General features: G+C 33.0%; 26 protein-coding genes. 13 read left to right on the plus strand and 13 right to left on the minus strand.

What is annotated here, in order from left to right; translation table 11 throughout:
* Positions 1 to 54 precede the first annotated feature (54 nt).
* From tsaE to LPB88_RS08965, 5 genes are all read left to right on the plus strand, one after another.
* A complete protein-coding gene (gene tsaE / locus LPB88_RS08945) occupies positions 55 to 468 on the plus strand; it encodes a tRNA (adenosine(37)-N6)-threonylcarbamoyltransferase complex ATPase subunit type 1 TsaE (protein ID WP_230714727.1) in 414 nt (137 codons plus the stop codon).
* A complete protein-coding gene (locus tag LPB88_RS08950; protein WP_230714729.1) occupies positions 465 to 1,262 on the plus strand; it encodes a hypothetical protein in 798 nt (265 codons plus the stop codon). Before tsaE ends, LPB88_RS08950 begins: the two co-directional genes overlap by 4 nt.
* 20 nt (positions 1,263 to 1,282) lie before the next feature.
* Positions 1,283 to 1,534 (plus strand): N-acetyltransferase, encoded by a 252-nt coding sequence (locus LPB88_RS08955; RefSeq protein ID WP_230714731.1) that lies wholly within the window; start codon positions 1,283 to 1,285, stop codon positions 1,532 to 1,534.
* 83 nt (positions 1,535 to 1,617) lie between these two features.
* Positions 1,618 to 2,817 (plus strand): alanine dehydrogenase, encoded by a 1,200-nt coding sequence (locus tag LPB88_RS08960; RefSeq protein ID WP_230714733.1) that lies wholly within the window; start codon positions 1,618 to 1,620, stop codon positions 2,815 to 2,817.
* A gap of 36 nt (positions 2,818 to 2,853) precedes the next feature.
* A complete protein-coding gene (locus tag LPB88_RS08965) occupies positions 2,854 to 3,243 on the plus strand; it encodes a DUF4258 domain-containing protein (RefSeq protein WP_089351414.1) in 390 nt (129 codons plus the stop codon).
* A gap of 118 nt (positions 3,244 to 3,361) precedes the next feature.
* On the opposite strand, the gene LPB88_RS08970 is transcribed toward LPB88_RS08965, so the two are convergent.
* Complete coding sequence (locus LPB88_RS08970) at positions 3,362 to 4,054, minus strand: uracil-DNA glycosylase (RefSeq protein WP_230714735.1); 693 nt, start codon at positions 4,052 to 4,054, stop codon at positions 3,362 to 3,364.
* A gap of 110 nt (positions 4,055 to 4,164) precedes the next feature.
* Here LPB88_RS08970 and LPB88_RS08975 point away from each other — a divergent pair, with 110 nt between their 5' ends.
* The gene (locus tag LPB88_RS08975) at positions 4,165 to 6,330 is read left to right on the plus strand and encodes a DNA mismatch repair protein MutS (RefSeq protein ID WP_230714737.1); all 2,166 of its coding nucleotides are present in this window, start codon (positions 4,165 to 4,167) and stop codon (positions 6,328 to 6,330) included.
* Positions 6,331 to 6,746: 416 nt separating this feature from the next.
* Complete coding sequence (locus LPB88_RS08980; RefSeq protein ID WP_230714739.1) at positions 6,747 to 7,160, plus strand: thiol-disulfide oxidoreductase DCC family protein; 414 nt, start codon at positions 6,747 to 6,749, stop codon at positions 7,158 to 7,160.
* 312 nt (positions 7,161 to 7,472) lie between these two features.
* Here LPB88_RS08980 and ettA read toward each other — a convergent pair whose 3' ends face one another.
* The 3 genes from ettA to holA form a co-directional block, all read right to left on the minus strand.
* Positions 7,473 to 9,164, minus strand: coding sequence for an energy-dependent translational throttle protein EttA (ettA, locus tag LPB88_RS08985; protein WP_026985169.1), 1,692 nt, complete (start codon positions 9,162 to 9,164; stop codon positions 7,473 to 7,475).
* 80 nt (positions 9,165 to 9,244) lie between these two features.
* Positions 9,245 to 9,427 carry a CAL67264 family membrane protein gene (locus tag LPB88_RS08990; RefSeq protein ID WP_230714740.1) on the minus strand — a complete coding sequence of 61 codons (183 nt, stop codon included), beginning with the start codon at positions 9,425 to 9,427 and terminating at the stop codon, positions 9,245 to 9,247.
* 66 nt (positions 9,428 to 9,493) lie between these two features.
* On the minus strand, positions 9,494 to 10,498 hold the full coding sequence (holA, locus tag LPB88_RS08995) for a DNA polymerase III subunit delta (protein ID WP_230714741.1): 1,005 nt from the start codon (positions 10,496 to 10,498) through the stop codon (positions 9,494 to 9,496).
* A gap of 74 nt (positions 10,499 to 10,572) precedes the next feature.
* Here holA and LPB88_RS09000 point away from each other — a divergent pair, with 74 nt between their 5' ends.
* Genes LPB88_RS09000 through LPB88_RS09010 form a run of 3 tightly spaced genes read left to right on the plus strand, consistent with a single transcriptional unit; the run spans position 10,573 to position 12,936 of the window.
* Positions 10,573 to 11,019 carry a type I restriction enzyme HsdR N-terminal domain-containing protein gene (locus LPB88_RS09000; protein WP_230714742.1) on the plus strand — a complete coding sequence of 149 codons (447 nt, stop codon included), beginning with the start codon at positions 10,573 to 10,575 and terminating at the stop codon, positions 11,017 to 11,019.
* 29 nt (positions 11,020 to 11,048) lie between these two features.
* Positions 11,049 to 12,068, plus strand: coding sequence for a glycosyltransferase family 2 protein (locus tag LPB88_RS09005; RefSeq protein ID WP_230714743.1), 1,020 nt, complete (start codon positions 11,049 to 11,051; stop codon positions 12,066 to 12,068).
* Positions 12,069 to 12,102: 34 nt separating this feature from the next.
* On the plus strand, positions 12,103 to 12,936 hold the full coding sequence (locus LPB88_RS09010; RefSeq protein WP_230714744.1) for an OmpA family protein: 834 nt from the start codon (positions 12,103 to 12,105) through the stop codon (positions 12,934 to 12,936).
* A 190-nt stretch (positions 12,937 to 13,126) separates the two neighbouring features.
* Here LPB88_RS09010 and LPB88_RS09015 read toward each other — a convergent pair whose 3' ends face one another.
* The 3 genes from LPB88_RS09015 to LPB88_RS09025 form a co-directional block, all read right to left on the minus strand.
* Positions 13,127 to 13,747, minus strand: a complete 621-nt coding sequence (locus LPB88_RS09015) for an L-threonylcarbamoyladenylate synthase (protein WP_230714745.1) — start codon at positions 13,745 to 13,747, stop codon at positions 13,127 to 13,129.
* Positions 13,748 to 13,830: 83 nt separating this feature from the next.
* Positions 13,831 to 16,170 (minus strand): ATP-dependent helicase, encoded by a 2,340-nt coding sequence (locus LPB88_RS09020; protein ID WP_230714747.1) that lies wholly within the window; start codon positions 16,168 to 16,170, stop codon positions 13,831 to 13,833.
* 301 nt (positions 16,171 to 16,471) lie between these two features.
* Entirely contained in the window at positions 16,472 to 17,239 is a 768-nt protein-coding gene (locus LPB88_RS09025; RefSeq protein WP_230714749.1) for a TSUP family transporter, read from the minus strand.
* Positions 17,240 to 17,363: 124 nt separating this feature from the next.
* On the opposite strand from LPB88_RS09025, the gene LPB88_RS09030 reads away from it, so the two are divergent.
* Positions 17,364 to 17,885, plus strand: a complete 522-nt coding sequence (locus LPB88_RS09030) for a hypothetical protein (RefSeq protein ID WP_230714750.1) — start codon at positions 17,364 to 17,366, stop codon at positions 17,883 to 17,885.
* Between the two features lie 102 nt (positions 17,886 to 17,987).
* Here LPB88_RS09030 and LPB88_RS09035 read toward each other — a convergent pair whose 3' ends face one another.
* Both LPB88_RS09035 and LPB88_RS09040 read right to left on the minus strand, forming a co-directional pair.
* Positions 17,988 to 18,887 carry a patatin family protein gene (locus LPB88_RS09035; protein ID WP_230714752.1) on the minus strand — a complete coding sequence of 300 codons (900 nt, stop codon included), beginning with the start codon at positions 18,885 to 18,887 and terminating at the stop codon, positions 17,988 to 17,990.
* Positions 18,888 to 19,015: 128 nt separating this feature from the next.
* Positions 19,016 to 21,097 carry a M1 family metallopeptidase gene (locus LPB88_RS09040; RefSeq protein ID WP_230714754.1) on the minus strand — a complete coding sequence of 694 codons (2,082 nt, stop codon included), beginning with the start codon at positions 21,095 to 21,097 and terminating at the stop codon, positions 19,016 to 19,018.
* Between the two features lie 96 nt (positions 21,098 to 21,193).
* On the opposite strand from LPB88_RS09040, the gene LPB88_RS09045 reads away from it, so the two are divergent.
* Positions 21,194 to 21,940 carry a diphthine--ammonia ligase gene (locus tag LPB88_RS09045; RefSeq protein WP_230714756.1) on the plus strand — a complete coding sequence of 249 codons (747 nt, stop codon included), beginning with the start codon at positions 21,194 to 21,196 and terminating at the stop codon, positions 21,938 to 21,940.
* An 83-nt stretch (positions 21,941 to 22,023) separates the two neighbouring features.
* On the opposite strand, the gene LPB88_RS09050 is transcribed toward LPB88_RS09045, so the two are convergent.
* Both LPB88_RS09050 and LPB88_RS09055 read right to left on the minus strand, forming a co-directional pair.
* Complete coding sequence (locus tag LPB88_RS09050; RefSeq protein WP_230714758.1) at positions 22,024 to 22,566, minus strand: DUF1697 domain-containing protein; 543 nt, start codon at positions 22,564 to 22,566, stop codon at positions 22,024 to 22,026.
* Between the two features lie 81 nt (positions 22,567 to 22,647).
* On the minus strand, positions 22,648 to 23,061 hold the full coding sequence (locus LPB88_RS09055) for a hypothetical protein (RefSeq protein WP_230714760.1): 414 nt from the start codon (positions 23,059 to 23,061) through the stop codon (positions 22,648 to 22,650).
* A 287-nt stretch (positions 23,062 to 23,348) separates the two neighbouring features.
* Here LPB88_RS09055 and recG point away from each other — a divergent pair, with 287 nt between their 5' ends.
* Positions 23,349 to 25,457: an ATP-dependent DNA helicase RecG gene (gene recG / locus LPB88_RS09060; protein WP_230714762.1), complete on the plus strand. Its 2,109-nt coding sequence runs from the start codon at positions 23,349 to 23,351 to the stop codon at positions 25,455 to 25,457.
* Positions 25,458 to 25,793: 336 nt separating this feature from the next.
* On the opposite strand, the gene LPB88_RS09065 is transcribed toward recG, so the two are convergent.
* Together LPB88_RS09065 and LPB88_RS09070 are read right to left on the minus strand one after the other, a co-directional pair.
* The gene (locus tag LPB88_RS09065; protein ID WP_230714763.1) at positions 25,794 to 26,399 is read right to left on the minus strand and encodes a PAS domain-containing protein; all 606 of its coding nucleotides are present in this window, start codon (positions 26,397 to 26,399) and stop codon (positions 25,794 to 25,796) included.
* Between the two features lie 71 nt (positions 26,400 to 26,470).
* Positions 26,471 to 26,815 (minus strand): hypothetical protein, encoded by a 345-nt coding sequence (locus LPB88_RS09070; protein WP_230714765.1) that lies wholly within the window; start codon positions 26,813 to 26,815, stop codon positions 26,471 to 26,473.
* Positions 26,816 to 26,833 lie beyond the last annotated feature (18 nt).

A 26,833-nucleotide genomic window follows, 5' to 3' on the forward strand; every position in this document is an offset into this window, starting at 1 on the left:
AAAAACTTTAATTCGTGAAAATTAGTGAAATTCGTGGCAAAAATAATTACAACAATGAGTATCGTTTTTTCATTAGATCAAATTCAAGAAGTAGCAGAAAAAATTCTGGCTGAAAATCCTAAAAAAATCATTCTTTTTAACGGAGAAATGGGCGTTGGAAAAACTACTTTAATCAAACAATTATGCAAAAGTTTAGGAGTTGAAGATGCCACAAGCAGTCCAACTTTTTCTTTAGTTAATGAATACTATACTTCTAACAATCAAATCGTTTATCACTTTGATTTTTATAGATTAAACAAAGAAACAGAAGCCCTTGATATGGGCGTTGATGATTATTTGTATTCGGGAAATTGGTGTTTTATTGAATGGTCTGAAAAAATTGAAAATTTAATTCCTGAAGAACATTCTGTTATTACAATTGAATTATTGGCAGACGGAAAAAGAAGTTTGGAACTGGTTATTTTATGAGAAGTCAAAAACTTATAATTCTGCTTTTCCTTTTAAATACGTTTAATGCGTTTTCGCAAACCTCTATTCCATCAGAATTGATGAATAAACCCAGAACTGATGATTTTTATAAGTTAAAAGAAAATAATGCAGAAAGCATTGTGGCATCTGAAACCAATTATTTAAGGAATGAAACATATATAAATAAATGGATTTTCAATTACTCCGCAGACACAATCATTAGAGGAAAATTATTAAAAAATGAAGAGTTAAAATCTGTGTTTGAATATGTTTTAGACTATGATAAAAGAATCATCGATATGAGGGTGAATTTTTTCAGTCCGAATGTAAAAAATGACAAGCAGCATATAAGATATAAATTTACCGATCGCGCCAAAATTTTGATTTTTTTAGATGATCAGTCAGAAATCAAATCTAAAATAATTGTTGATATGGATTCGTTGCAATCTCCTATTAGAATTACTTCTGTCAATTCTAATAATGAAATCCAATCAAAAGAAACTGCCGATTACAATTACAGAACAAACACTTACAATTACAAAGTGTACAATTATTACAATGAAATAGTTTTAAATAAAACAGAATATTACAATAAGAACTTTGTAATTGAAAAAAATAACTTTGATGATATTACAAAAATGTTTTGGCCACTCTCTTCAAATAAAGTCATAATAACTTTTGAATATAAATATGACAAAAAAGGGAATTGGATTAAACGAATCAAAAAAAACTTTAGTAATAATAGCGTAAATATTGCGACCGTTGTAAAACGAAATATAAAATACAAGGATTAATTTTCATAAAAAAAATAACAATGAATACCCAAGATACAGTAAAACTAATTCCCTTCTCTTCAGATTTAAAAGAGCTTGGAATTGGCAACCAATTATTGATTCATTGTTTGGCTGTAGCCGAAGAAAATAGTATTAAAAATCTACTTTTATATTCAAATCGAAAGCTACTTCCGGCAATGCCTTTGTATAAAAAAATTGGTTTTACTGAAATTCCTTTAGAAGATGAGATTTACGAAAGAGCCAATATTAAAATGAAAAAAGCAGTACCTTAAATATTAAAACAGTATTAGCAGAATTTTTACATTGATTTTAAAACTTTTTACGTAATTTGTACTCTTAATATTTTGCACAACTCATGTCAATTACCTTAACTCCGTTTACGAAACAACAATTGTTGCCACAAGAAGAAAAACTTGAAATTGGCCGCTTCAAAAGTGAACTTTTTATAGGAATTCCTAAAGAAACAAGTTACCAGGAACGTCGTATTTGCCTGACTCCAGATGCAGTAACCTCTTTGACCTATGAAGGTCATCGCGTTATGATTGAATCTGGTGCCGGAGAAAGCTCAAGCTATTCTGATAAAGAATACGCTGATGCTGGTGCAGAAGTAACAAAAGACACTAAAAAAGTTTTTGGCTGTCCGTTATTACTTAAAGTAGAACCCCCAACATTGGCTGAAATCGAAATGATTAATCCCGAAACGATTATTATTTCGGCTATCCAATTAAAAACAAAAAGAAAAGCATATTTTGAAGCTTTGACTCAAAAAAAGATCACAGCACTTGCTTTTGAATATATTAAAGATGAAGACGGCACTTATCCAGCAGTGAAATCATTAAGCGAAATTGCAGGAACAGCATCTATACTTATTGCTGCCGAATTAATGATTACAGACGAATTTGGAAAAGGACTTTTATTTGGCAATATTACTGGCGTCCCTCCTACCGAAGTCGTAATTTTAGGCGCGGGAACTGTAGGTGAATTTGCCGCAAAAACCGCAATTGGACTTGGTGCAAACGTAAAAGTTTTTGACAATTCGATTACCAAATTACGCCGTTTACAGAATAATTTAAACCAACGAATATTCACTTCTACCATTCAGCAAAAAGCATTATTAAAAGCTTTAAGACGCTGTGATGTCGCTATTGGCGCTATGCGCGGTAAAGAACGCTGCCCAATTGTAGTTACAGAAACTATGGTCGAACACATGAAAAAAGGTGCTGTCATTGTTGATGTTAGTATCGATACAGGAGGCTGCTTCGAAAGTTCAGAAGTAACAACCCACGAAAAACCAACCTTTATAAAAAGTAATGTTTTACACTATTGTGTGCCAAATATTCCGTCGAGATATTCCAAAACAGCCTCATTATCAATAAGCAACATCTTAACTCCATATTTGCTTCAGATAGCCGAAGATGGTGGTTTAGAAAGTGCAATTAGATGTAATAAAGGCTTAAAAAACGGAATTTATTTGTACCACGGAATCCTTACCAACAAAGCAATTGGCGAATGGTTTGATTTACCAGATAACGATATTAATTTACTTGTATTTTAAGGGAACTTTAGTGTACCTTTGCAAAAATTTTATTTCATGAAGTTCGTACATCGTTTTGCATATTATTTGATTGGTTTGATTATGGGATGCTTTTTTGTAGCCCTTGTTTTTAGTGGAAAAGATACTCGTTGCAATTACTTTCCGAACGCCAGAGTTCTGAATAATTTAAGAACAAAACCTTTTCAATATTCTCCTAAAGCAATTCAGACTTTAAATGAAAAATGGGTTGATACAGCCGATATCAAAAACACGTTGACTTATGGCGATGTTGATTTTGACCAAAGCAATGTTCCATTCAATAAAGGAAAACTTTATGTGATTGAAGGAAAAACGGTAAAAAATCAAGAGATCATCTTGAAAATAGCCAATTATGAAAATAAAGCGATCTTAGAAGAAATCATTAAGAAACCTGCAGAAAAAGAATAATTCAATTTCAAAAACTTTCGTTTTCTTGTCATTTCGAGGAACGAGAAATCACATCCAGAGAGCAACGAACTGTAAATCCGTTATGAGATTTCTCGTTCCTCGAAATGATAAGATTGTGTTATAAATATGACTTAATCTCCCACAACCATTCAATTTCTGAAATTCCTTTTGATTTCAAAAAAGTATTAGTTTGACTAAAATGTTTGTTTCCAAACCATTTTCCCTGATTAGCACTCATAGGCGAAGGATGTCCCGATTCTAAAACAAAATGTTTCGAACGATTAATTTTAAGGCCTTTTTTCTGAGCAAAGCTTCCCCACAGTAAAAAGACAACATTTTCTTTTTGATCAGAAATTGCCTGGATTACAGCATCAGTAAAAAGATTCCATTTCAAATGTTTATGACTATTGGGGCTGTCTTTTCGAACTGTTAATGCAGCGTTTAAAAGTAAAACTCCTTGTTGCGCCCATTTTTCTAAATTACCCGAAGTTGGCATAAAAATAGAATCCAAATCGTCGTTTAACTCTCTAAAAATGTTACGCAATGAAGGCGGAATTTTAACTGAATCATTTACAGAAAAACTTAAACCATTGGCCTCTCCTTCTCCATGATAAGGATCCTGACCAATAATAACTACTTTTAGATTTGCAAAAGAGCAATTATTAAAAGCTGAAAAAATCAATTCTTCCGGAGGAAAACAAGTATGAGTTTGATATTCGATGTCTAAAGCCAACATTAATTCGTTGAAATAAGGCTTTTGAATTTCATCTTTTAAAACTGTTTGCCACTCTGGAGAAAGATTGATTTCCATTTTACTAAATTTTATTACAAATAACGCAAAGTTTTTTTCAAAGTACCAATTAATAGTACTATTTAGTTTTAAAACTTTGTAACTTTGAACTTTACAACTTACGATATATAATGATATCCATTACCGAAAAAACATTACAAGATTTACAATTTCCAACAGTACTTGAAACTATCTCAGATGGTTGTAATACAGATATTGGAAAAGAAAAAGCTTTACAAATAACACCTTTTAGAGACAAAGAAACTTTGATGCAGGCCTTAATGCAAACATCAGAGTATGTTTCGTCTTTTCAAAATAACAACGCAATTCCAAATCACGGATTTGACGCTATAACGTACGAAATTAAGTTTTTAGCAATTGAAGATAGTTTTCTGGAACTTGGAAGTTTTAGAAAAATTGCAACACTTTCGTCAACATCAAATTTCTTACTGAATTTCCTTAAAAAGTTTGATGACTATTATCCAAACTTAAATGCAAGAGCCTCAAGAGTTGAATACACAAAAGACATTGTTACCTTAATAGATGCCATCGTAGATAAGTATGGCGAAATAAAAGACAATGCTTCCCCGGCTTTATCAAGCATTCGCCAGAATATGAATATTGTTCGAGGAAAAGTAAACCACAGTTTTGGAGTTGCTCTTTCTCACAATAATAGCCTTGGATATTTAGATGATATTAAAGAAAGCTTTGTGCAGAACCGTAGGGTTTTAGCCGTTTTAGCAATGTATCGCCGTAAAGTAAAAGGTTCTATTTTAGGGAGTTCCAAAACCGGAAGTATCGCTTATATTGAACCAGAAGCAACTTTACAATATTCTCGTGAACTCGCTAATCTCGAATACGAGGAAAAAGAAGAAATTACAAGAATTCTAAAACAATTATCAAATCAGATTCGTCCATATTTACCTTTGTTAATTGAGTATCAGGAATTTTTAAGTGATATTGATGTCGTTGCCGGAAAAGCAAAATATGCCAATAGAATAAACGGAATCTTACCAACGATTACAGAAGAAAGAAGATTGTTTTTTAGAGAAGCTTATCATCCGATTTTGTATTTGAATAATAAGCAGAAAAACGAAATTACACATCCGCAAACTATTGAATTAAAACAAGATAACCGAATCATTGTAATTTCAGGACCCAATGCAGGTGGAAAAACAATTTCGCTAAAAACGGTTGGTTTGTTGCAATTAATGCTGCAATCTGGAATGTTGATTCCGGTACATGAAAGAAGTGAAACTTTCTTGTTTGACAGAATTTTAACGGATATTGGAGACAATCAATCTATTGAAAATCATCTAAGTACTTATAGTTACCGTTTAAAAAACATGAATTACTTCTTGAAAAAGTGCAACAAGAAAACCATGTTTTTGATTGACGAATTTGGTACTGGTTCTGATCCGGAATTGGGTGGCGCTTTGGCGGAAATTTTCTTAGAAGAATTCTACCATCGTGAAGCTTTCGGAATTATTACAACGCATTACTCCAATTTGAAAATTTTGGCTAACGAATTGCCTTTTGCTACAAATGCAAATATGATGTTTGACGAAAAATCGCTTGAACCTATGTACAAGTTAGCTTTAGGTCAGGCCGGAAGTTCGTTTACTTTTGAGGTCGCTCTGAAAAACGGAATCCCGTTTGGATTAATTAATCGCGCCAAAAAGAAAATTGAAGTTGGAAAGGTTCGTTTTGACAAAACCATCGCAACGCTTCAGAAAGAAAGATCGAAACTCGAAAAAACTTCTATAAATCTAAAAGAAGAAGAAACCCGAGCGCGCGAAGAAGGCAAAAAGATGGAAAGCATCAATGTAAAAATCAAACAAAAACTGGAAAGCTATCAAGAATTATATGACAGCAACCAAAAGACAATTTACATTGGTCAGAAAATAGAAGATATATCAGAGAAATATTTCAACAATAAAAACAAGAAAGAACTTATTGGAGAATTTTTGAAAATTATTGAAATCGAAAATTCAAAACGCAAAAAAGCTACTCCAAAGGAAACCAAAGCAATAATAGAAAAGAAAAAAGAAGTTATTGCCGAAGTAACTGTACAGGTTGAAGAAATTAGAAAAGAGAAAAAAGAGAAGAAACTCAAACCAGTTATCGAGAAACCAAAACCAATTTTAAAAGTTGGCGATCGCGTAAGAATGTTGGACGGAAGATCTGTTGGAAGTATTGATTCAATCGAAAAAAATAAAGCTACGGTTAATTATGGAATCTTTACTTCAAAAGTAAGTTTAGATGAATTGGAATTTGTTGAAGCTGGGAAGAAGTAAAATTTTAATTCTCAGTAGCCGTTTTCAGTCATTAAAACTGTAAAAATAAGTCGAAATTCAAATAAAGCGATTTAAGCGCAGATTTACCAATTAGCAGTAAACGAAGATCGATTGTTTTTAAAAATAGCTTAAAAATCATTTATGAAGATCACTTTTGATTTATAAAAATTATAAAATTATTCATTTTAATAGAAAAAATCAATCACTTAAAAACAACCAAAAAGACACAATCTTGTCATTTCGAGGAAAGAGAAATCACACGTGTGACTCGACAAACATAGTGGATTTAGATTACGGAGTTTCTAGTGTGATTTCTCGTTCCTCGAAATGACAAACTAGAAGTTAGCTTTGTCAAAGTTTGAAACTTTGACAAAGCTAAGAAAACTTGAAACCTTAAACTTGAAACTTTTTTCAAAATGCAAGACCTTCCAAAAAATAAAAAAATAATCCTCTTTGATGGCGTTTGCAATTTATGCAATAGTGCAGTTCAGTTTGTTATCAAACATGATAAAAAAGATATTTTTAGATTTGTCGCTTTGCAATCTGAATTGGGAATCGAAATTTGTAAATATATAGCTGTTGATCAAACTAAAATTGACAGCATAATTTTATACAATCCTGGTGTGGCATATTATTACAAATCTTCAGCCGCTATTGAAATTGCAGAAGAACTTGGTGGAATTTATAGTTTGTTTTCTGTTTTAAAAATATTTCCAGAAAAACTCCGAAATTTTGTTTACGATTATATTGCCAAAAACCGCTATAAGTGGTACGGTAAAAAAGAAAGCTGCATGATTCCTTCTCCGGAATTGAAAGCGAAGTTTTTATAAATTCCAATTTATTAAATTCCAAATTCCAATTTTTAGCGTAATGTTTGTCATTTCGACGAAGGAGAAATCTTCGCGAGAAGCTCTACAAAGATTGGATTCTCGTTGCGGAGTTACTTGCGAAGATTTCTCCTTCGTCGAAATGACAATAGTTAGCCTATAACAATTGTCGATATTCTTTGTCGAGCTTCTCACGGTAATTTCTCGTTCCTCTAAATGACCAGAATTTGGCTAAAAAAACATAAAAAAATCCCAAATCCCAATCTATTAAAAATTGGAATTTGGGATTTTAAAAAATTTGAAATTTATTAGAAACTATCTAATCAATTTTCTGTATTTCAAACGTTTTGGAGTTAAATCACCACCTAAACGTTTCTTTTTGTTTTCTTCGTATTCAGAGAAACCACCCTCGAAATAATAAACTTCAGAATCTCCTTCGAAAGCTAGAATGTGTGTACAAATTCTGTCCAAGAACCATCTGTCGTGCGAAATAATAACGGCACAACCAGCAAAATTCTCTAAACCTTCTTCAAGTGCACGAAGTGTATTTACGTCCAAGTCATTCGTAGGCTCATCTAGTAAAAGTACGTTTCCTTCTTCTTTCAATGTCATTGCTAAGTGCAAACGGTTACGCTCACCACCTGATAACATTGAAACTTTTTTGTTTTGCTCGCCTCCACCAAAGTTAAAACGTGACAAATAAGCTCTTGAGTTTACTTGCTTTCCACCCATCATAATTAATTCCTGACCATCGGCAAAATTTTCCCAGATAGATTTATTCGGATCAATGTTAGAGTGAGATTGATCTACGTAAGCGATTTTCACGGTTTCACCAACTGAAAATTCTCCGCTATCTGTAGCTTGCTCACCCATAATCATTTTGAAAATGGTAGATTTACCAGCACCGTTTGGCCCGATAATCCCAACAATTCCTGCTTGCGGCAAAGTGAAATTTAAATTATCGTATAATAATTTATCTCCAAAAGCTTTGGCTACATTCTTAGCTTCAATAACATTTGTTCCTAAACGTGGACCGTTCGGGATATAAATTTCTAGATTTTCATCCAGTTGTTTTTGATCTTCGTTTAATAATTTGTCGTAATTCTGTAAACGTGCTTTTTGTTTTGTCTGACGCCCTTTTGCTCCCTGACGAACCCAGTCAAGCTCACGCTCTAAAGTTTTTCTACGTTTTGAAGCTACTTTTTCTTCTTGTGCCATACGGCTTGATTTTTGGTCTAACCAAGAAGAATAGTTTCCTTTCCAAGGAATTCCTTCTCCTCTATCCAACTCAAGAATCCATCCTGCAACATTATCCAAGAAGTATCTATCGTGCGTTACCGCAATTACAGTTCCAGCATATTGTGCTAAATGTTGCTCTAACCAAAGAACAGACTCAGCGTCTAAGTGGTTGGTAGGCTCATCAAGTAACAATACATCAGGTTGTTGCAACAACAAACGACATAAAGCCACACGACGACGCTCACCTCCTGAAAGGTTTTTGATTGGCGTATCTCCTTCTGGAGTACGCAAAGCATCCATTGCGATTTCAAGTTTGGTGTCGATTTCCCAAGCACCAAGAGCATCAATTTTATCTTGTAAAGCTGCCTGACGATCCATCAACTTATCCATTTTATCAGGATCGGAATAGTTTTCTTCAAGACCGAATAAATCATTAATTTGATTGTATTCTTCTAAAACCGCCATAGTTTCTGCAGCTCCTTCACGAACAATTTCGATAACTGTTTTAGAATCATCAAGAATAGGTTCTTGCTCTAAATAACCTACAGTATAACCTGGTTGAAAAACCACATCACCCTGATAATTTTTATCTACACCGGCAATAATCTTTAAAAGAGAAGATTTTCCAGAACCATTTAATCCAAGAATACCAATTTTAGCTCCGTAAAAAAAGCTTAAATAAATATTTTTAAGTACTGGTTTGTCTGCTCCCTGATAGGTTTTGCTCAATTTTTGCATTGAGAAAATTACTTTCTTATCGTCTGACATTCTGTTTATTTTTAATTTTGATTAATTATTTTTTATTGATTTTATATCGCAATTGATTCTTCAATTGATGTTGAATTTTGCTAAACTCTACCTTTCAACGCATTAAAAACCCAGGCATTGGCTAAGAAACCAACTCCTGTAGCTGCAAATCCCCAGCCTGACACATCACTGTATCTAAAAGCTCCAAGACCTATAAGTAACAATCCCATAAGTATCATTATAAAAGTAGCCCATCCTAAAACGGTATTTTTATTCATTCCCATAATTGAAATAATTATTTTTTAATGTGATTTATTTTTAGAAGTGCAAATATCGTGAATTTTCACGGCTTAATTAAATATTTTGTACAGCATTTCTTTTAACAAATCTGACTGTGGCAATGCATTAGCTCCTACTCCTTTACTTTTAACATCAACATCACGTAAAGCTCCAACAATTTGACTCACTTTTCGCATTGGATAATTTTTTAATGCCAAATCATATTCTTTTAGAAAATAAGGATTTACGCCAATAGCAGTGGCAACATTTTTAGGGTTTTTATCTTTTAATCCGTGGTATTTTAAAAGCTGGACAAAAAAACCAAAGACTAATCCTGTAGTCATTACTAATGGATACTCTTTTGGATTATGTGCGAAATTCTCCGCTATTTTGTAGGCTTTTAACTGATTGCGTTCTCCGATAGCTTTTCGAAGTTCGAAGACATTGTAATCTTTACTAAAACCAATATTTTCCTCAATGTGTTGTGGTGTAATTACAGTTCCTTGCGGTAAGATAATCTGTAATTTCTCTAATTCATTGTTGATTTTACTCAAATCAGTTCCTAAAAATTCCACCAACATGGCGTTTGCTTTTGGATCAATTGTATATTTTTTTCCCGCAAGAACACGTTTTATCCAATCGCCAACCTGGTTTTCATATAGTTTTTTACTCTCATAAACGATTCCGTTTTGAGCCAAAAGTTTTGTGACTTTTTTACGTTTATCAAGAGTTTTGTATTTGTAACAAAAAACCAGAACCGTAGTTTCCATTGGATTATTAACATACGATTCTATTTTATCAATTGTTCTTGATAAATCTTGTGCCTCTTTCACGATAACAACCTGACGATCAGACATCATAGGATAGCGCTTGGCCGTTGAAACTATATCTTCTACAGAAACATCTCTACCGTATAATACGGTTTGGTTAAATCCCTTCTCTTCTTCAGAAAGAACATTCTGCTCAATATACTCCGATAATTTGTCAATATAATAAGGTTCTTCGCCCATCAAAAAATATATTGGTTTGATGTTTCCGGCCTTTATATCATTAACAATTTTTACAACTTCATCCATTCAAATTATTTTGTTTCAAGTTTAAAGTTTCAAGTTTAAACCTGAAACCTAAAACTATTTTATATTTTTGCACTATGCAGCAATTAAATTTTCCTACTTATAGTTTCCGATTCAAAAATAGCGAAAATAAAGTGTCTATTTTTGATGAAATCAGGAAAAAATTTATCATTCTTACACCCGAAGAATGGGTTCGCCAACATGTTGTTCATTTTTTAATGAATGAAAAAAAGTACCCCAAATCACTTATTAATGTAGAAAAGGTTTTAACCGTCAACGGATTGCGAAAACGTTACGATGTTGTTGTCTTTAATTCTGATGGTTCTATACATATATTAGTAGAGTGCAAAGCACCTGAGGTTAAAATTTCTCAGGCAACTTTTGATCAAATTGCCCGTTATAATATGACAATGCAGGCACGGTTTTTGAATGTAACGAATGGTCTCAGCCATTTTTATTGCCAAATGGATTTTGAAAACGAAAAATACCAGTTTTTAAGGGAGCTGCCGGATTATAATAAATAAAGAATACTCAAATAAAACAAAAATTACTTTTGGATAAAATAGCTGTCGTCATTTTAAATTGGAATGGTGTGAAATTGTTGGAGCAATTTTTACCTTCAATTATTCAATTTTCAGAAGAAGCCACTATATATGTAGCAGATAACGCTTCGACTGATGCTTCTATAAATTTTGTCAAACAAAATTTTCCATCTATCAAAATTGTTCAAAATAGCGGAAATTATGGCTTTGCAAAAGGCTATAACGATGCTTTACAACATATTAATGCTGAAATTTATGCTTTAGTAAATTCGGATATTGAAGTGACAGAGAATTGGTTACAACCTATAATTCAAACTTTTGACGCCGAGAAACAAACTGCTATAATTCAGCCAAAGATTCTTGATTTTAAGAATAAAGAATACTTTGAATATGCCGGTGCAGCTGGTGGATTTATTGATAAATACGGGTTTCCGTTCTGTCGTGGCCGAATTTTTGATACTATCGAAAAAGACAATGGGCAATACAATGATAATTGTGAATTATTCTGGGCGTCCGGAGCTTGTTTTTTTATCAGAAGCGAAGTATATAAAGAGTTAGGCGGATTTGACGAAAGCTTTTTTGCGCATCAGGAAGAAATTGATTTATGCTGGCGAGCTGCAAATGAGGGACATATTATAAAGTACAATTCAGGATCTGTTGTTTATCATGTTGGAGGTGCCACATTACAACAAGGAAATCCAAGAAAGACATTTTTGAATTTTAGAAATTCACTATTAATGCTTGTCAAAAACCTACCAAAGAAAGGGCTGTTTTTTGTAATTTTCTTTCGAATGGTTTTAGATGGTATTGCCGGTATCCGATTTCTTATGCAAGGGAAGTTCAGTCATACTTTTGCTATTTTAAAGGCACATTTTTCATTTTATTGCATATCTTTAAAATATCTAAGAAAAAGAAAAGATTTTCAAATACAACAATACTATACCGTCAAAAGTATCGTTTACTTGTATTACATCAGGAAATTGGGTGTTTTTAAAGAAATCTTTAACACTAAACAAAATATTAAAAACTAAATTTGTAATCAACGTTTAATTAAATATAATACCTATGAGAAAAATAGTTATCGCACTAACAGTACTAATGGCCTTATCTTCGTGTGTATCGAAAAAGCAATACGCAGCATTAGAAGCTAAGAACAAAGAGACACAAGATTTATTAAACTCTTGCACCGTAAAATTAAATTCTTGTCTTGAAGAAAAAGCTGGACTGGCTGCTACAGCTGAAAGTTACAAAGCACACAATCAAGACTTAATCAATAGCTCTAAAGATTTAACTGTATTGACTACTAAAGGAGCTGAAAATCTTGAAAAATCTTTAGAAAGTTTAAAAGAAAAAGATTTAAAAATATCTAGACTTCAAGATGCTTTAACTAAAAAAGACAGTGTAACATTAGCTTTAGTTACAAGTTTAAAAGGAGCAGTTGGAATCAACGATCCAGATATCGAAATCAATGTTGAAAAAGGAGTTGTATTTATCTCTATTGCAGATAAATTATTATTTAAAAGTGGTAGCTACGATGTAAGCGATAAAGCTAAATCTGTTTTGGCTAAAGTTGCAAAAGTAGTAAATGACAAACCTGATTTTGAATGTATGGTTGAAGGTCACACAGATGACGTTCCTTACAAAAGCAATGGTATAATCTTAGACAACTGGGATTTAAGTGTTAAACGTTCTACATCTATTGTACGTGTATTAACGAACGATCTTGGTGTTAACCCAGCAAAATTAATCGCTGCAGGTAGAAGTTCTTATGTACCATTAGTTGCTAATGATACTCCAGAAAACAAAGCTCGTAACAGAAGAACTCGTATCGTGGTTATGCCAAAAATCGATCAATTCTATGATATGATTGAAAAAGAAATGAAAAAACAAGCTAAATAATCTAGTTTTTACATACTTTATAATACAGAAAAAGCAGGTCAATTGACCTGCTTTTTTATGTACCCTTAATTTTTTTAATAACCAATTAAATACAAATCAAGAATAACATTATTTTAAATTAACTAACTAAATTTTAACTGTAATAAAATTAGTTATTTATTTTTAACTATTAAGCAATTTCAGTATTTATTTACAAAATATCGATATCACCTTTACCTTCTCTGACAATAACAGGCTCATAATCTGATAAATCGATTATGGTTGAACCTACGTTATCTCCGTAACCACCATCAATTACCAAATCTACAATGTTTTGCCATTTCTCAAAAATCAATTCAGGATCTGTAGTATACTCAATCACATCATCTTCATCACGAATAGAAGTCGAAACTATAGGGTTTCCTAATTGACGAACAATTTCTAAAACAATATTATTATCCGGAACACGAATACCAACAGTAGTTTTCTTTTTAAACTCTTTAGGTAAATTATTATTTCCCGGTAAAATAAAAGTATAAGGTCCTGGTAAAGCTCTTTTTAGAATTTTAAATGTCGATGTATCAATCTGACGAACGTAATCTGATAAATTACTCAAATCATGGCAGATGAATGAAAAATTTGCTTTTTCTAATTTCACACCTTTAATTTTTGCAATTTTTTCTAAAGCACGCGAATTGGTAATATCACAACCTAAACCGTAAACAGTATCAGTTGGATAAATTACTAAACCTCCGTTTTGAAGCACTTTTACCACTTTGGCAATTGCAGCTTCACTAGGTTTATCCGGATATATTTTTATGAACTCAGCCATTCCTCTTTTTTGTTTAAAGTTTAATTTGTTTCAAGTCTAAAGTTCCTTTTAAGGTAACTTGAAACCTGAAACTTGAAACATTTTTAGCCAACTACATCCAATTTCGCAAATCGAAGCAATAATTTTTTGAGACCTCCAACTTCAAATTTAATTTCGGCTTTTTTATCAGGTCCAACACCTTCAAGGTTAACCACTTCTCCTTTTCCAAAGCGTTCGTGCATAACCACATTTCCAATTGTCAATTTATTATCAAATAAATTTGGAGCCGAATTATTACTCGGGTTCGTTCCGGCAACTGGTTTTAATTTACGAATATTAAGATCCGGTTTTGGTGTATTATCGGTAACGTGTTTTGGCGGCGTTGATCCAATTGGCTTTGCCAATCGCAATTTCGATTTATCAATGTCTCCAAAAATATCTCCATCAATTGGTGATTTATAACGATAATTAGTTTCTGCCGGAGTCAAATATTCCAGATATTGCCCATCAATTTCTTCAATAAAACGTGATGGTTCACTATCTGTTAATTTTCCCCAACGATAACGCGATTGTGCATACGTTAAATAAGCCTGATGCTCTGCGCGTGTTAAAGCTACGTAAAATAAACGACGTTCTTCCTCTAATTCGCTTCTTGTGCTCATACTCATCGCACTCGGGAACAAATCTTCTTCCATTCCTACCACAAAAACATGAGGAAACTCAAGACCTTTTGCCAAGTGAATCGTCATCAGAGCCACACGATCTTCATCAGATGTATCTTTATCTAAATCGGTTGCAAGCGCCACATCTTCCATAAATTCAGATAAAGCCCCTCTTGCACCGTCAATTTCTTTTTGTCCTTCAGTAAAATCTTTTAAACCGTTTAAAAGTTCTTCAATATTCTGAATTTTTGCCATTCCTTCCGGCGTAGCATCTTTCTTCAGTTCCTGAACAAGACCTGTCTTTTTAGCTACATAATCTGTAATATAAAAAGCATCCTGGTTTTGATCAATAACTTGAAAACTCTGAATCATCGTCACAAAATCATTGATTTTATTCTTTGTTCCTGAGTTTAATTTTAAGTCAATTTTATCGATATTTACCATTACTTCCCAAATCGAACGTTTGTAATGATTGGCAGCAATTGTAAGTTTTTCGACGGTTGTGTCACCAATTCCACGAGCAGGATAATTAATCACACGAACCAAAGCCTCTTCATCTTTTGGGTTAATTACCAAACGTAAGTAACACAAAACATCCTTAATCTCTTTACGTTGGTAGAACGATAATCCACCATAAATTCTATACGGAATATCACGTTTTCTCAACGCGTCTTCCATTGCACGTGACTGAGCATTAGTACGATACAAAATCGCAAAAGAACCATTATGCAACTGGTTCATCATTTTTTGTTCAAAAATGGTACTTGCTACAAAACGTCCTTCTTCGGCATCCGTCAAACTACGGTGAACTTTAATTTTTTGTCCAAAATCATTTGCCGTCCAAACTACTTTATCCAGTTTCGTTTTATTATGCTCCATCACAGTGTTTGCCGCTTCAACAATATTTCTCGTTGAGCGGTAATTTTGCTCCAGACGAAACATTATAACGCCTTCATAATCTTTTTGGAAATTCAGGATGTTATTAATATTTGCTCCACGGAAAGCATAAATACTCTGTGCATCATCACCAACCACACAAATATTCTGAAATTTATCAGATAAAGCCCTAACAATCAAATATTGAGAGTGATTTGTATCCTGGTACTCATCAACCAAAATATATCTAAAACGATTCTGATACTTTGCCAGAACCTCCGGAAAACGCGTTAATAACTCATTGGTTTTCAATAATAAATCATCAAAATCCATCGCACCTGCTTTAAAACAACGCTCTACATATTGCTGATAAATTTCTCCTAAACGCGGTCTTTTTGCCATTGCATCGGCTTCAACCAATTCAGGATTGTTAAAATATGCCTTTACCGTAATCAAACTATTTTTATAGCTTGAAATTCGTCCTAAAATTTGTTTCGGTTTATAGATATCACGATCCAGCTGCATTTCTTTAATAATTGAAGAAATCAGTCTCGCCGAATCCTGAGAATCATAAATTGTAAAGTTAGATGGATATCCCAAATGATCCGATTCTGCACGCAGAATACGCGCAAAAATCGAGTGAAAAGTTCCCATCCATAAGTTTTTTGCTTCAGATGCTCCCACAATATCCGAAATCCTGTGTTTCATTTCACGGGCCGCTTTATTGGTAAACGTAAGTGACAAAATATTGAAAGCATCAACACCTTGCGCCATCAAATAAGCAATCCTAATAGTTAAAACACGGGTTTTTCCCGAACCTGCGCCAGCAATAATAATCATCGGCCCGTCTTTTTTCAGAACGGGTTGTCGTTGTGCTTCATTGAGCTGGTCAATGTATTTTTGCATGAAATTTTTCTCCATAAGTGATGCAAAAATAAGAATTAATGATTGAAATAGCTACTAAGTTTCTTAGGTTCTAAGTTGCTAAGTTCTTATTTTTTTTGAAGCCAAAAAATAGGTGTTTTATTAAACATGGTTTCCCGCTTTCGGCTTTATCTCTCCGTTTCATTACGAGGATACCGCCTTTATCGGGGCTAGATTAGAACATTTTTTTTACGTTACAGAGCCACTAAGCTACTAGAGCACTAAGTAAAACAGAATATTACTAAAAAACCCCAGCAACTCAGAACCTTAGCATCTTAGAACCTTACTTAAAAAACACATCATAAGCAAATCGGATTAAAGTTCCGATTACTACAATTAAAAAGAAAACTCTAATAAAACCATTTCCTTTATTAATGGCCAGTTTTGCTCCAAGCCATCCGCCAAGTCCGTTGCTAATTGCCATTGGAATTGCAATTACCCAAATAATTTTACCTTTTAGCATAAACAAACAAATTGACCCAAAATTCGTTGCAAGATTTACCATTTTAGCATTCGCGGAAGCGTGCAAAAAGTCAAACCCCATTAAGGCAATAAAAGCAACAACCAGAAAACTTCCAGTTCCGGGACCAATAAATCCGTCGTAGAAACCAACAATTATACTAATAACAATCGCATATAAAATTTGCGTTTTAGCCGAATGATCCTTGGCTACATGCTGTCCAAAATTCTTTTTAGCATAAGTATAAATCAACAAAAGAGACAAAACCACCAATAAAAGCGGCTTCATAAAATCGTTGCTTACATAAGTCAATAAAGTAGAACCCAAAAATGCCGACGGAACTGCCAGACACATCATAATTAAGAGTAATCTCCATTGAATAAAAACTTTTTTCAGGTATTGAAAAGCCGCAAAAGTGGTTCCGGTAAATGCCGGTAATTTCAGAGTTCCTATAACAGTAGAAACAGGTAAATTAGGCAATAAAATCAATCCCATTGGAGTTTGAATCAATCCGCCACCGCCAACAATAGCATCTATAAATCCTGCAGCAAAAGCAGCTAAACAAAGTAAAATTATGATATATGAATCCATTAATAATGTGTTTCGGTAGGTTTTGAGAATAGTTTACAAAAGTAGACTTCCGTTTTGTTTATTACAATAGAATTAATCTTGTTTTCTCAGCAAAAATTATATTTTTGTTGAAAAATTGAACCAAATGGATTTTACAAGAATTATAGAATTAGCCAGTTATACTTTACCTGCTGTAGTTACTGGATTTGTAGCTTACAGTTTTTTTGAACTGCATATTAAAAACAACGATAAGAAACGTGCTTTTTTATTAAACAGAGAATATCAAAAACAGTCTTTACCAATACGTTTACAGGCTTACGAACGTATGACTTTATATTTAGAACGTATCAACCTTACTAAACTATTGATCAGAATTGCGCCAATTTCTAACGAAAAACACGATTACGAAAACTATGTAATCGACCAAATCGAGCAAGAGTTTGAACACAATTTAACACAGCAAATTTATATGTCTGACGAATGTTGGACAATTATTACAACTGCTAAAAACTCAACAATCCAAATCATTCGTAAAACTGCGATGAGCGATCGTGTTGACAGTGCAGATAAATTGCGTGAAGTAATTCTGAATGATTTATTAGAGAAACAATCTCCTAGCAATGCTGCATTAGCGTATATTAAAAACGAGGTTTCTGAACTCTGGTAGAAAACAATTTCAGAATTCTGATTTTAGATTTTTGAATGAAACCGATGCAGGCGTATCTTTATTCATCCAAAAATCTAAAATCTAAAATCTACATTCTAAAATCTATCTGTTATCACTCATAATTTCAGATTTATTCTGAGCATATTCATAACCTTGTTTCCACCATACTTTCATCACTTCCTTATTAAAAATAAGTGCATTATTAGTCAATTTTGTTGGTGTGTAATATAAGTTAAGTTTCACATCCTTATTACTTGCCATAAGTTTTCCTATAGCAATATCGTGTTTTTCAACCTGATCTAAGGCAATTCGGAATAAATCGATCATTAACGAAAATGGATTTTTACCAATAACGGTTTTGTCCATATTTACTTCCGTTTCTAATATAATTACATCAATTTCTGTTGCGCCACGATTAATAGCTTCACGAATGGGAACCAAACTTGAAAACCCTCCATCGCCATATTCGTAATTATTTTTTTCAACCAAACTCATAAACGGAACATAATTACTCGAAATCCAGGACCAATCGCAGAATTCTTCATAAGTGCAATCTTTTATAGATTTATACTCTGATTCATTTTTAGTGAAATTGGTGACCGTAATTATAACGTCATTATTAAGTTTTTTAAGCTTATTAAAATCAGAGAGGCTAAAATTATTCTGGATATATCTCTTTAATCCTTTGCTTTCGCCAAAAGTCCTTTTTCCTTTAAAAAACTGACGTAAAACATTGAAGTGGTTAATAGTTACAATATCTACTCCATCTTTAGTTTTGACCACAAACGGACAAATATTAAAAATACTTCCCATTGTGACATTAGTATAAACCGAGTGAATTTTCGTGATATGACCTAATGCCAAATGAGGAATTAGCAAACTTCCGGTAGAAGTTCCTATAAACAAATCATATTCATGATTCTTTTCTTCAATAAGGTATTGTGCCACACCGCCGGCAAATGCTCCTTTACTTCCTCCACCAGAAATAACCAATGCTCTCATAAATATATAGTAGGTTTTGTTTTTGGACTTTTTTTTAGAAAAATACAAGATTTTAGAGTCAAGATGAAAGACCTTCACTAAATGTCAAATTTTTCTTCTTGCATCTTTCTTCTTCATTCTCAACTTCACTATTCTTGCTTCTTCACCTCATTCTCTTTCAATAAACGATCCAATTGAAACTGTTCATCGGGGGTCAAATTAGGCAAAATTCTCTCAAATGAAACACGCATCTCCGAATTTTTTAATAAAAATCGAATTGTCTCTCTTCCAAACTTAGAAAACTGCCACATATGATGCGTTGTAGCCGAAACTAAATTACTCAAAACCTGATCGTTAATAATCTTAAATGATATTAATTTTTCAAGTGCATTTTGTCTTGTTGTAGCTTCATATTTTGTAGATGAAAAAGAAATTAATTCGGTAACCAAAGCCTCAGAATCACTGCTGTAATTTGGTGTAGACAATGCTAGTGAAAGCCACATTGTACGAAGATTATAATCATTAAAACCAATCCAGTTTTTGGATTTATCAAGATATTCAGAGCGATGATCCGGAAAGTTTTTCCACAACCAAAACAAAGCAATTTCCTGCGTTTGATATGATTTATCGTCCAGTAAAGTTTCATATTCTAATCTAAAATCTTCTGGAATCTTGGTCAAAGTACTCGCAACGTCTTGTCGAACCTGTACATTATTGGTTTTTAAAGCTGTAAGTAAAAGTGCCTTCTTGGCTTCATATTTTTCATTTACCAACTGATCAACAATAGCTTGTTTTATACTTGGAAAAGCATCAGATTCTAAAGTCTTTTTTAGAAAAACTTCTTTTTCTGCTAATGGTGTTTTCTTTAATTTATCAACTTCTAAACGAATCTGAATTGTTTTATTTTTACTCAATAAAGTATTTGCTTCAGCAGTATCAAACGTTGGCGATTCTAGCCATGTTTTTTGAAATTTCTCCAAATTAAAATTAGAAACTTTCTTAATTTCATCAAAGAAGTTTTGTGTGTTTACATTTTGATAAGCATACTTTTTCAAGTAACTTTTTATGGCTTTTTTGAATGCCTTATCTCCAATCGATTCGTGCAAAACAAACAATGCCCAGGCACCTTTTTCGTAAAAAGTCAGAGAACTTGCTTTAGCATTCAGAACCGGAACCGAATCTGTTCTGGAAGCAAATTTGATTTGTTGCGCTGTATCATACAACTTCGAATAAAAATAATCATCGCCATAAATATCTCTCTCCGCAAGCAAAGCATAATAAGTTGCAAAACCTTCCTGTAGCCAATGATGCGTACTACTTTCGGCGGTAATTAAATCGCCAAACCAATGGTGTGCTAATTCGTGAGCATCAACATTGGTGTAATTTCGGTCTTCAAAACCAATAGAATCTACTACATAACGCGTTGCAAAAAGCGTTGAAGTTGTGTTTTCCATTCCGGCATATAAAAAATCACGAACCGGAATTTCTCTATAGATTTCCCACGGATAATTTATACCAATTTCTTTCTCTAAAAAATCAAAAATTCGCTTCGAATAACGATAAGTAGATTCAAAACGGTTTACATCTTTATTTTCTAAATAATATTCTAATGGAATTTTAGACTTGGCTTTTAGTTCTTTTTTATCATATTTTCCAATGGAAAGCATGGCCAGATAAGAACTCATTGAATTTTCCATTCTGTACTGCCATTCGATTAAATCTCCATTTGCAATTTTCTCTTTTAACACTCCGTTTGAAATTACCTGATATTCTTTGTTGAAAGTAATTCCCAAATTAAAAATCAATTTTTCATTGACATCGTCAAAACTCGGAAACCAATTACTGGTGTATCTTCCCTGCCCTTGCGTCCAGATCTGTACTTTAGAATTTTCTATAGCTATAAAATACAACGCCTGTTTTGGCTTTGCCCAATAATCAAAAGTCAGCTGATTTTTGCCTTTTTCAAAATTATTGATGATCTGTAATTGTTTCCCTGTATTTATAAAATTGACCTCTTTTTGATTGATTAGAATTTTAGAAAACTCCATGTCTTTGGCATCAATTTTAATTGTATCAATTGGCTTTAAAACATCAAACTGATATTCTACTGATCCTGCAATCGATTTATCTGTGGTATTTAATTTCAAATGCGCATTAACCGATTTAAAATCGACAAATTGGGTTTGTTGTGCAAAAATGAAACTGGTAAAGAATAAAAGAATATATTTCATTAAGAATAAATTTGAGGGCAAAGATCCAAAGTTACAAAGGTTTCATCAACAAATCGAACGAAATTTGTAAGTTTACCATCAGAAAATTATATTATCGTGTCAACACCCAAAAAAGCCTTATTTAACTGGAGCAGCGGAAAAGATTCAGCGCTTGCTTTATACAAAATTTTACAAAACCCTGATTTCAAAATCGAATGTTTACTAACGAGTGTCAACCAACAGTTTCAGCGCATTTCGATGCATGGTGTTCGTGTTGAATTACTTGAAGCGCAGGCAAAAAGCATTGGTTTACCACTTGAAATTCTACAAATTCCCGAAATGCCAACGATGGAGGTTTACGAGAATGTCATGACCAAAACCTTAACCGAATTAAAAGAACAAGGTATTACACATTCGGTTTTTGGAGATATATTTCTGGAAGATTTGCGAAAATACCGTGAAGATCAATTAGCCAAACTAGGATTTGAAGGCGTTTTCCCGATCTGGAAAATTCCAACACATGATTTAATTCAGGAATTTATTGCTTTAGGATTCAAAACTATTGTGGTTTGTGTAAACGAACGTTACTTAGATAAAAGTTTTGTTGGTCGGGTAATTGACCAGGATTTTATAAATGATTTACCAGATAATGTTGATGTTTGTGGCGAAAATGGCGAATTTCACACCTTTACTTTTGATGGGCCAATTTTTTCTGAACCAATAAATTTTGAAATTGGAGAAATTGTTTATCGTAAATATGAAAAACCTAAAACAGAAGAGTCTTCAAACACAGCTTGTGATACAAATTCAAGCGATGCTTTTGATTTTGGATTCTGGTATTGTGATTTGATTCCTAAAAACTAAATTTGATAATTAGAAAATGTGTCAATGAGATAATTTTAGAACGCCTTATAATTATCTAATTTTCTAATTGACATATTCTCTAATTATTCCGAGTACATGTTTAACAAATTAGTAACCGTGTTCCAGTTTCTAATTGTTGCTGTTACATTCAATTTTTTCTCAATATATTTTTGATCAAATCTGGTTTTTCCTGCGCCTACATCGTATTTAATAAAAATTCGGTTACCGTCAATACTGGCTTCATCGGGTTTGAACTGACTTATTTTTAGATCATTGATATTTTCACTTTTTAAAGTAATCGATACAAAAGCAACATATAACTTTTTCGTATCAATATCTTTTTCTTTCAAAAATGGACTGTTTTTAAAACACAATTCCAAATCTTCTTTGGTAATTACAATCGTAGGAACTTCATGACCGAAAACTTTAAAGATTTCCTGTTTGATCATAAAACCAACTTTGGATGCACTTTCTTCTTCTGTGTCAACAAAAACATTTCCGGATTGAAGATAGGTTCGCACATTTTTAAAACCAATATTTTCCAACATTGTTTTTAATGCTTCCATTTTCATCATATTATGTCCTGAAACGTTGATTCCTCTTAAAAGTGCTAAATGTGTTGTCATTTTATTTTTTAATTTTAAAAACAAAAAGTATTCAATTTTAAAAACTGAATACTTTTTTATGGTTTAGCAAATTTACGATTTTTATTTCGTTTTCTCATACATTGACTCAGCATCACACGCCCGCCCGTCATTGTCCAGGTAACCTGCTTTAGTAATAGTCAAATCTTCTGTCAAACTATTCGAACAATTTAATATTAAAATACTATCACTACTATAAGTTAGTTTAAAACTAATTCCTCTTTCGCTTGTAGTCGTTTTAAATATTCCTGATGCTGTAGTAGTTACATTATTATCTACTCTGGTCTTTGTAAAAGTGTTATTTTTTTTAAATTCATAAGTTTCTCGATAAACATAGGGATTACTCCTATCATTAGCAGCAATAACATTGGTCCATTTTCCGAGATAATCAGAAGTTAAAGCTTTATCACCTGAATCATTAGATGAGCACGAAACAAGAATAAAAATAAAAGCAAATAGAAGTGTGAAATTTTTCATTTTCAAAGTTTTAAGTTATCATTATTAAGATTATACTTTCGTAAAATGGTTGCGTCTCCTATCTTTAAATTTAACACCGAATAACACTAAAAAATACAAACCTTTATCTAAGATTGCAAAAGGGAGTACATAATAACATTTTCAAATTTCCTAATTAAAATCTATCTTCGCTTTTCCAAAAGCAAAAGAGTATAGAAGATAGAATTATAGACAAAAATCTATTCTCTTTTTTCTATACTCTATTTTCTAAAATATAACTATCTAAAAATCTCAGAAGCCTAAAAAAAATGTCTAATAATCTCCTTGAAACTCCCATCGAATACCTAAAAGGTGTTGGCCCAAACCGTGGTCAATTGCTTCGTAAGGAATTGGGAATTCATAAATATAGAGATTTAGTCAATTTTTTCCCAAATAGATATATCGACCGAACACGTTATTATAAGATAAATGAGCTTCAAAATACAGGTGCCGAAGTTCAGATTATTGGAAAGATAATCAATATAAAAACGGTTGAATTTGCCAAAAATAAAAAACGTCTGGTTGCCACTTTCGTAGATGATACCGGACAAATTGATCTAAACTGGTTTCAGGGACATAAATGGATTCGCGAAAGTCTAAAACTGAATGAAGTTTGTGTGATTTTTGGGAAATGTTCTTTATACGGAAGCCAATTTAGTATGGCACATCCTGAAATTGAGTTATTAACTGAGCATGAAAAAAGTCTTCGCTCGGCCATGCAGCCCGTTTATCCTTCGACTGAAACCTTGGCAAACAGAGGAATCTCAAATAGGACGATTAATAAAATGATGGAGCAATTGTTTATAGAAACTCAAGCTTTATTTACCGAAACTTTTCCTTCTTATTTAATCGAAGAGATAAAACTAATATCAAAAAGAGCGGCTTTATTCAACATACATTTTCCTAAAAGTACCGAAGCTTTGGCGAAAGCACAATTCCGATTAAAATTTGAAGAATTATTCTTTATCCAATTGCAATTAATTACCAAGAACCTAATTCGGAAACATAAAATAAAAGGGCATCCGTTTACAAAAGTGGGTGAGTTTTTTAATGAGTTTTATCAGAATCATCTACCGTTTGAACTTACCAATGCTCAAAAAAGGGTAATCAAAGAAATTCGTTCAGACATGGGGAGCAATGCCCAAATGAACCGTTTATTGCAAGGAGATGTTGGTTCCGGAAAAACTATCGTGGCATTTATGAGCATGCTTTTGGCAATTGATAACGGTTTTCAGGCTTGTTTGATGGCTCCGACTGAAATTCTGGCAAATCAGCATTTTATTGGTTTATCAGAATTGGCACAAACATTAGACATAAATATCAAAATACTTACCGGTTCGACTAAAACTGCTACCCGAAAAATCATTCATGAAGAACTTGAAAACGGTAGCTTACACATTTTAATAGGAACTCATGCTTTATTAGAAGATAAGGTACAATTTCAGAATCTAGGCTTGGCCGTAATCGATGAGCAGCACAGATTTGGTGTAGAGCAACGTTCTAAATTATGGAAGAAAAACGAAGTTCCTCCGCATGTTTTGGTGATGACCGCCACTCCTATTCCGCGAACTTTAGCAATGAGTTTATATGGCGATTTGGACATTTCTGTAATTGATGAATTGCCTCCTGGCCGAAAACCTATACAAACTGTACATCGTTTTGACAGTAATCGTTTGAAGGTCTGGAAATTTCTTCGGGATGAAATTGCACTCGGAAGACAGATTTATATTGTTTATCCGTTGATTCAGGAATCTGAAAAAATGGATTTCAAAGATTTAATGGACGGTTACGAAAGTATTTCCCGTGATTTTCCGTTACCGCAATATTCGATTTCTATCTTACACGGAAAAATGAAACCGGCTGATAAAGATGCCGAAATGAAACGCTTTTCTGAAGGTAAAACCAATATAATGGTGGCAACAACAGTTATTGAAGTTGGTGTAAATGTACCAAATGCGAGTGTGATGATTATCGAAAGTGCAGAGCGTTTTGGATTATCGCAGCTGCATCAATTACGCGGTCGTGTTGGTCGTGGTGCCGAACAAAGTTACTGTATTTTGATGACGAGTCATAAATTGAGTGATGATAGTAAAACCCGGATGCAAACTATGGTACAAACCAATGATGGTTTCGAAATCGCCGAAGTTGATCTTAAACTCCGTGGTCCGGGGGATTTAATGGGAACGCAACAAAGTGGTGTTTTAAATCTTCAAATTGCCGATATTGTACGTGACCGTGATATTTTGGGTCTCGCCCGAAATTATGCTATGAAAATCCTTAAAGAAGACGGACCATTACAAAAACCGGAACATGCAATCTTAAAAGCTGTTTTCATTGAGCTGACAAAAAAGAAAAACATCTGGAATTATATTAGTTAGAAAGATGCTAAGGCACTAAGTTTCTAAGGTGCTAAGTCTTCTTGATTAGAGCCAGACTTAGATTTCAGATCTAAACGATTAGAAATTTTAGATTTACTACTAGTAACTACTTGATTATTCTCTCTAAAAACGAAATTCAAAACTTAGTAACTTAGAGACTTAGAATCTAAGCGACTTAGAAAAAAATATACTTCATTGTATCAAACTTAAGTTTGTTTTTAAGTTCTAAATATTCAATTACCATTTCTAAAGGTGATTCGGATTTGTTGGGGGGCAAATTTTAAATTTTGAATATTTTACTTGACGCAATGAAGCATATACAGTGTTTATTAATTATTATTTTTTCTTAGGTGCTTCCTTCTTTTCAAAAAGACCGTTAAACATACCTTTACTCACTTTGTTTTTATCATCTTTTCCTGTCGTCACAAGATGGTCAATATATTCCATATAGGTTTTCTTACGCTCTTCTAAAAAGCCAATCAGGTATTCTTCAGAGGCATGGAGTCCGCTGGCTTCCTCTATTTGCACAAGCTTTTTATACAAAGGCTCTACAAACTTTGTAACAATTGCCTCAGGAACTGATTTTCTGGTGCCAAAATATCCTACGATTTCTCCATCTGTGTCGGCAATGATTTTAAAATCGGTAACAACCCAATAATACCTGCCGGTTTTCGACATATTCTTAATAATGGCATGAATATTCCGGTTTGATTTAATACTATCCCACAAGAATTTAAAAATTACTTTTGGCATATCAGGATGACGTATAATGTTATGAGGCTGTCCAATCAGCTCAAATTCATCATATCCTGACACATCTATAAAATCTTCATTGGCATATAGAATTGTCCCTTTAGTATCTGTTTTACTAAGTAATACTTTGTTCTTATTCCAATCAACTTCTCTATCTGATGGAGTTGGGCGGTTAATTCTGGTATCCATATTTTTTGTCTTTAAAATTAATATACAGTTACATTTCTGCGTATAAAATTGAATTCTCTTAAAGTATTATTCTAGTTAAGCTCTAATTCCAGAGTTATTAAAATGTTTTTTATTTTCTGAAAAACACTCTCTAACTCAATTTCCAGCCACTCTGGCAAGGTATCATCGTGTATCAATTTCAAATGATGAATATCACTTGCAATCTGAATAAGCTTTTTGTATTGAAAATCTAAATTCTGAACATTTAGATTGTCTCCATATTCACTCTTAATTCGGGCAACTTCCTGACCTAACTCGGTTTGGGCTCCAATTTTTTCAAATGAATTGAATGCCACGTTATCTTTCAGAAAAACATCAAATGATTTTTTCAAAGTAATCAGCATTGGACTGGCTGATTCAAAATCATACTTGAACATAAAATAAAAATAGGTTTA

This window comes from Flavobacterium sp. JAS, from assembly GCF_020991455.1.
In the GTDB taxonomy this organism is placed as follows: domain Bacteria; phylum Bacteroidota; class Bacteroidia; order Flavobacteriales; family Flavobacteriaceae; genus Flavobacterium.

What these genes read in the sequence shown, in the direction of transcription:
- tsaE (WP_230714727.1), top strand. Translation starts at nt 55, where the DNA reads ATGAGTATCGTTTTTTCATTAGATCAAATTCAAGAAGTAGCAGAAAAA.
- LPB88_RS08950 (WP_230714729.1), top strand. Translation starts at nt 465, where the DNA reads ATGAGAAGTCAAAAACTTATAATTCTGCTTTTCCTTTTAAATACGTTT.
- LPB88_RS08955 (WP_230714731.1), top strand. Translation starts at nt 1,283, where the DNA reads ATGAATACCCAAGATACAGTAAAACTAATTCCCTTCTCTTCAGATTTA.
- LPB88_RS08960 (WP_230714733.1), top strand. Translation starts at nt 1,618, where the DNA reads ATGTCAATTACCTTAACTCCGTTTACGAAACAACAATTGTTGCCACAA.
- LPB88_RS08965 (WP_089351414.1), top strand. Translation starts at nt 2,854, where the DNA reads ATGAAGTTCGTACATCGTTTTGCATATTATTTGATTGGTTTGATTATG.
- LPB88_RS08970 (WP_230714735.1), bottom strand. Translation starts at nt 4,054, where the DNA reads ATGGAAATCAATCTTTCTCCAGAGTGGCAAACAGTTTTAAAAGATGAA.
- LPB88_RS08975 (WP_230714737.1), top strand. Translation starts at nt 4,165, where the DNA reads ATGATATCCATTACCGAAAAAACATTACAAGATTTACAATTTCCAACA.
- LPB88_RS08980 (WP_230714739.1), top strand. Translation starts at nt 6,747, where the DNA reads ATGCAAGACCTTCCAAAAAATAAAAAAATAATCCTCTTTGATGGCGTT.
- ettA (WP_026985169.1), bottom strand. Translation starts at nt 9,164, where the DNA reads ATGTCAGACGATAAGAAAGTAATTTTCTCAATGCAAAAATTGAGCAAA.
- LPB88_RS08990 (WP_230714740.1), bottom strand. Translation starts at nt 9,427, where the DNA reads ATGGGAATGAATAAAAATACCGTTTTAGGATGGGCTACTTTTATAATG.
- holA (WP_230714741.1), bottom strand. Translation starts at nt 10,498, where the DNA reads ATGGATGAAGTTGTAAAAATTGTTAATGATATAAAGGCCGGAAACATC.
- LPB88_RS09000 (WP_230714742.1), top strand. Translation starts at nt 10,573, where the DNA reads ATGCAGCAATTAAATTTTCCTACTTATAGTTTCCGATTCAAAAATAGC.
- LPB88_RS09010 (WP_230714744.1), top strand. Translation starts at nt 12,103, where the DNA reads ATGAGAAAAATAGTTATCGCACTAACAGTACTAATGGCCTTATCTTCG.
- LPB88_RS09015 (WP_230714745.1), bottom strand. Translation starts at nt 13,747, where the DNA reads ATGGCTGAGTTCATAAAAATATATCCGGATAAACCTAGTGAAGCTGCA.
- LPB88_RS09020 (WP_230714747.1), bottom strand. Translation starts at nt 16,170, where the DNA reads ATGCAAAAATACATTGACCAGCTCAATGAAGCACAACGACAACCCGTT.
- LPB88_RS09025 (WP_230714749.1), bottom strand. Translation starts at nt 17,239, where the DNA reads ATGGATTCATATATCATAATTTTACTTTGTTTAGCTGCTTTTGCTGCA.
- LPB88_RS09030 (WP_230714750.1), top strand. Translation starts at nt 17,364, where the DNA reads ATGGATTTTACAAGAATTATAGAATTAGCCAGTTATACTTTACCTGCT.
- LPB88_RS09035 (WP_230714752.1), bottom strand. Translation starts at nt 18,887, where the DNA reads ATGAGAGCATTGGTTATTTCTGGTGGAGGAAGTAAAGGAGCATTTGCC.
- LPB88_RS09040 (WP_230714754.1), bottom strand. Translation starts at nt 21,097, where the DNA reads ATGAAATATATTCTTTTATTCTTTACCAGTTTCATTTTTGCACAACAA.
- LPB88_RS09050 (WP_230714758.1), bottom strand. Translation starts at nt 22,566, where the DNA reads ATGACAACACATTTAGCACTTTTAAGAGGAATCAACGTTTCAGGACAT.
- LPB88_RS09055 (WP_230714760.1), bottom strand. Translation starts at nt 23,061, where the DNA reads ATGAAAAATTTCACACTTCTATTTGCTTTTATTTTTATTCTTGTTTCG.
- recG (WP_230714762.1), top strand. Translation starts at nt 23,349, where the DNA reads ATGTCTAATAATCTCCTTGAAACTCCCATCGAATACCTAAAAGGTGTT.
- LPB88_RS09065 (WP_230714763.1), bottom strand. Translation starts at nt 26,399, where the DNA reads ATGGATACCAGAATTAACCGCCCAACTCCATCAGATAGAGAAGTTGAT.
- LPB88_RS09070 (WP_230714765.1), bottom strand. Translation starts at nt 26,815, where the DNA reads ATGTTCAAGTATGATTTTGAATCAGCCAGTCCAATGCTGATTACTTTG.